General features: G+C 74.2%; 3 protein-coding genes and 1 pseudogene. 1 reads left to right on the top strand and 3 read right to left on the bottom strand.

Annotated elements, in window-relative coordinates; all coding sequences use genetic code 11:
* The 3 genes and pseudogenes from STRAU_RS39845 to STRAU_RS01780 all read right to left on the bottom strand — a co-directional run.
* Positions 1 to 245: pseudogene (locus STRAU_RS39845) on the bottom strand (futalosine hydrolase); the annotation flags it as partial.
* Positions 209 to 709, bottom strand: a complete 501-nt coding sequence (locus STRAU_RS01785) for a hypothetical protein (protein WP_016638494.1) — start codon at positions 707 to 709, stop codon at positions 209 to 211. The gene STRAU_RS01785 and the pseudogene STRAU_RS39845, both read right to left, overlap by 37 nt.
* Before the next feature lie 219 nt (positions 710 to 928).
* A complete protein-coding gene (locus STRAU_RS01780) occupies positions 929 to 2,338 on the bottom strand; it encodes an MFS transporter (RefSeq protein WP_016638493.1) in 1,410 nt (469 codons plus the stop codon).
* Between the two features lie 415 nt (positions 2,339 to 2,753).
* Here STRAU_RS01780 and STRAU_RS01775 point away from each other — a divergent pair, with 415 nt between their 5' ends.
* On the top strand, positions 2,754 to 3,692 hold the full coding sequence (locus STRAU_RS01775; RefSeq protein ID WP_016638492.1) for a DUF3027 domain-containing protein: 939 nt from the start codon (positions 2,754 to 2,756) through the stop codon (positions 3,690 to 3,692).
* Positions 3,693 to 3,780 lie beyond the last annotated feature (88 nt).

Raw genomic sequence — 3,780 nt, 5'->3', positions numbered from 1 at the left:
CCGGCCGCGGCGGCGGTGGCCAGCGCGTGCGCGGTGGCGGCGGCAGCGGCGGCGGGGCCGACGCCGGCGACGAGGAGGTCGACGGCTTCCTGCCCGGCACCGCGGGCGGCGGACAGGCCGGACGCCACCGCGTCCCGTTCGGCGGGGACCGCGGTGGCGATCAGGACACGCGGGCCCGGGGGCCGGGTCCGTGGTGCGGTGGTCCCGGTCAGGCGTCCGAGTCCTTCTTGAACTTGAACGACCACAGGCCGGTCGCCTTCGCGCCGCCCTCGGCCTTGCCGCCCTCGAGCAGGCTGACCGTGGTCGACTTGCCGCCGCCCCCGTACTGCTGGTTGAAGAACACGCTGCCCGGGATGACGACGTACGTCTTCTTGCTGGCCTCCGTCAGCGGCTGACCGTTCATCAGCAGCGTCCAGCCCTTGTCGGCGATCTCCGGGTCGACGCCGAAGCGGACCTTCTCGTCCGGGTCGACCGTGATGGACTTGACGTCCTTCATGTCCTTCAGACACTTCGTGACGGCGGACTGCTCCAGCTCCTTGCCGTCGTTGTAGCAGGACGCCTCGGTGTGCACGGACTTGCTGCCGACCGTCACGGTGGCCAGCGGCGTCGGCTTGTCACAGGCCGACAGGACGAGAAGTCCGGCGGAGACGGCGCCGAAGGCGGCGACGGTGCGGCGGCGACGCGCCGAGCGGTGTACCAGGGAGGTCATGGCGGAAGGCTATCGGGCGCGAGGGTGTGGCCTACCAGGTGGGTACGGCGTGCCGCGCCCCGTAAGGGGCGCGGGGAACTGCGCGACCGGCCACGAAAAAGCCGCAGACGCGTCTGCCGAGCACTGTGCAGACGCGTCTGCGGCTTTTCGCGCGCTGAGCGCGCAGTTCCCCGCGCCCCTTACGGGGCGCACTTGCCCCCGTGCGCCTACGGGGCGAGGTCAGACGACCCGGCTACGGGGCACGCCGCCGCGGCGGGACGCCGCGAGGAGGCCCTTGACCGTGGGCAGCCAGCCCACGGCAACAATCGCCGCCGCGACGGAAAGCCCGAGCGTCCCGTTGAGCGGCAGCGCGATGCCGATGCCGCCGCCCACCACCCACGCCATCTGCAACAGCGTCTCCGAGCGCGCGAACGCCGACGTCCGTACGCTCTCCGGCACGTCCCGCTGGATCATCGCGTCCAGCGACAGCTTCGACAGCGCCTGCGCGAAGCCCGCCACCGCCGCCAGCGAGGCGATCCCGACCGGGCCGAAGAACAGCGCCGCGCACACCGCGACCCCGAGCACGACCGCCACCACCGTCACGATGATCAGCTCCGGCGCCCGCGCCTTCAGCCACGCCCCGACCGCCGTGCCGAGCGCGTTGCCCGCGCCCGCCGCCACGCCCACGATGCCGAGGGACACCGCCGCGCTCTGCCCGCCGAGCGGATGCTCGCGCAGCAGGAAGGCGAGGAAGAAGATCAGGAACCCGGAGAGCCCGCGCTGCGCGGCGTTGACGACGAGGCCGTGGGTCACGGCGGGCCCGACCGTACGCAGCCCGAGGCGCCGCCGCCGCGAGGTGTCCTCGCGGTCCCGGGCCCGCGCCAGGTGCAGATGCTCCTCGTCGGCGGCGAGCAGCGCCTTCGCCTCGCCCTTGGCCGAGTCCACCTTGGGCGGCAGCGTGAACGACAGCACGGTGCCCGCGATGAACAGCGCGCACGCCCCGTACAGCGGCCAGCGCGACCCGAGCGCCTGCAGCCCCGCGCCGACGGGCGCCGCGACGCCGGTGGCGAGCAGCCCGCTCAGGGTCACCCGCGAGTTCGCCTTCACCAGGGAGAAGGCCGGTGGCAGCAGGCGGGGTACGACCGCGCTGCGCACGACGCCGTACGCCTTCGACGCCACCAGGACGCCCAGCGCGGCCGGGTACAGCTCCAGTCCGCCGCTGACGACGGCACCCGAAAGGGTCAGGGCGAGCAGCGCCCGCGCCAGCATCGCGCCCGCCATCGCGGCGCGGCGGCCGTGCGGGAGGCGGTCCAGGAGGGGGCCGATGACGGGGGCGAGGAGCGTGAACGGGGCCATCGTGATCGCCAGATACAGCGCGACGCGCCCCCGCGCTTCGTCCGTCGGCACGGAGAAGAACACCGTCGACGCCAGCGCGATCGTGATCATCACGTCGCCCGCGCCGTTCACCGCGTGCAGCTCGATCAGCTTGCCCAGGCCCGACTCGCCCGCTCCGTGGGCGTGGGTCGCCTTGCGGATGCCTCTGGCCGTGCCGGTGAACGGCAGGTGCAGGGCGCGGCCGACTCCGCGGGCGAACCGGGTTGCCGCACCCGCGTCGCCCGGCCGCCGAGACGCCGACCTGAGGCCAGTCACCCAGTCATAGTGCCCCGTCCGGGGCGGAAGTAGCGGCAACTGCCCTCGCGGGGCGCCCCAGTCCCGCCCCTTCTCCGAAACCAGGGGGCTGCCGCCCCCTGGACCCCCGCTTTTCGCCGCCCGGCGTTTGAGGGCGAGGCGCGGAGCGCCGAAAAGCGGGGGAGAGGGGGCGCAGCCCCCAGACGAGGCCGGTACGCCGGTGTGGGCCCAGGGGCCAGGAGAAGGTAGCGTGCGTAACGCGCCTGCGGCAGTTGTCCTCGGCCGCGCGCCTCACGGTCATCCCGCAGAATGGATGGCGTAGGTGCGCCCGATGACGTCGGGCGCGGACGTCGACGCGGCCCCCTGGTCCGCTCCGTCCGTGCCCCCGCGTAAGGGTGGCGCACTCGTGAGACGGCGTAGGAGAGAAGCGATACCTGTGAGCGCAGCGACAACGCGAAGCCGTACCCAGCGCACCCCGCGTACCCCCGACCGTCTCTGCGCCGAGGCGGTCGGCCTGGCCCGCGCCGCCGCCGAGGAGGCCGCCGCCCCCGGCGTCGTCGGTGAGCACGTCGACGTCGTCGTCGAGGGCGACCGCGTCGTCACGCACCTCTTCGAGTGCAAGGAGCCGGGGTACCGCGGCTGGCGCTGGGCGGTGACCGTGGCCCGCGCCTCCCGCGCGAAGGTCGTCACCCTCGACGAGACGGTGCTGCTGCCCGGGCCGGACGCCCTCCTCGCCCCCGAGTGGGTGCCCTGGAGCGAGCGGCTGCGCCCCGGCGACATGGGCCCCGGCGACCTGCTGCCCACGGACGCCGAGGACCTGCGTCTGGAGCCCGGCTACTCCGGCGAGGACGAGCCGCCGCCGAACTCCATCCTCTCCGAGGAGATGGCCGAGCGCGTCGAGGCGGAGGACGCGGAGGTCACCGCCGGGCCGCCCGCCGATCTCACCGTCGCGCCCGCGCGCGGCTCGCTGGCGTCCATCGCCGACGAGCTCGGGCTGCGCCGTGCGCGTGTCCTGTCGCGGTACGGGCTCCACACCGCGGCCGACCGCTGGGAGGAGGGGTACGGCCCCAAGACCCCCATGGCGCAGGCCGCGCCCGCGCCGTGCGTCAGCTGCGGCTTCCTGGTGCCCATCGGAGGATCGCTCGGCCAGGCGTTCGGTATCTGCGGCAACGAGTTCGGTCCTGCGGACGGCCACGTCGTGTCCCTCGCGTACGGCTGCGGAGGGCACTCCGAGGCGGCCGTCATGCCCAAGCCGCCGCGCCCGGCCCCACCTGTCCTCGACGAGACCCGAGTCGACGTCCTGCCGCTGCGCCCGGCCCCCGACTCGGGGTCCGTGCCTCCCGCGGGGGCGGGCGAGGACCTGGGCCACTCCTAGCCTCTACGGTTTTCGCGGTTCTCGGGGTGCGTGCGTCCCACCCGCCCCCCCGTTTACCCCCGACGTCAGGGTGAGCGGGCTTCGCGTG

This window comes from Streptomyces aurantiacus JA 4570 (assembly GCF_000414115.1).
Classification (GTDB): Bacteria; Actinomycetota; Actinomycetes; order Streptomycetales; family Streptomycetaceae; genus Streptomyces; species Streptomyces aurantiacus_A.
This window is presented reverse-complemented; position numbering and strand designations above follow the sequence as displayed.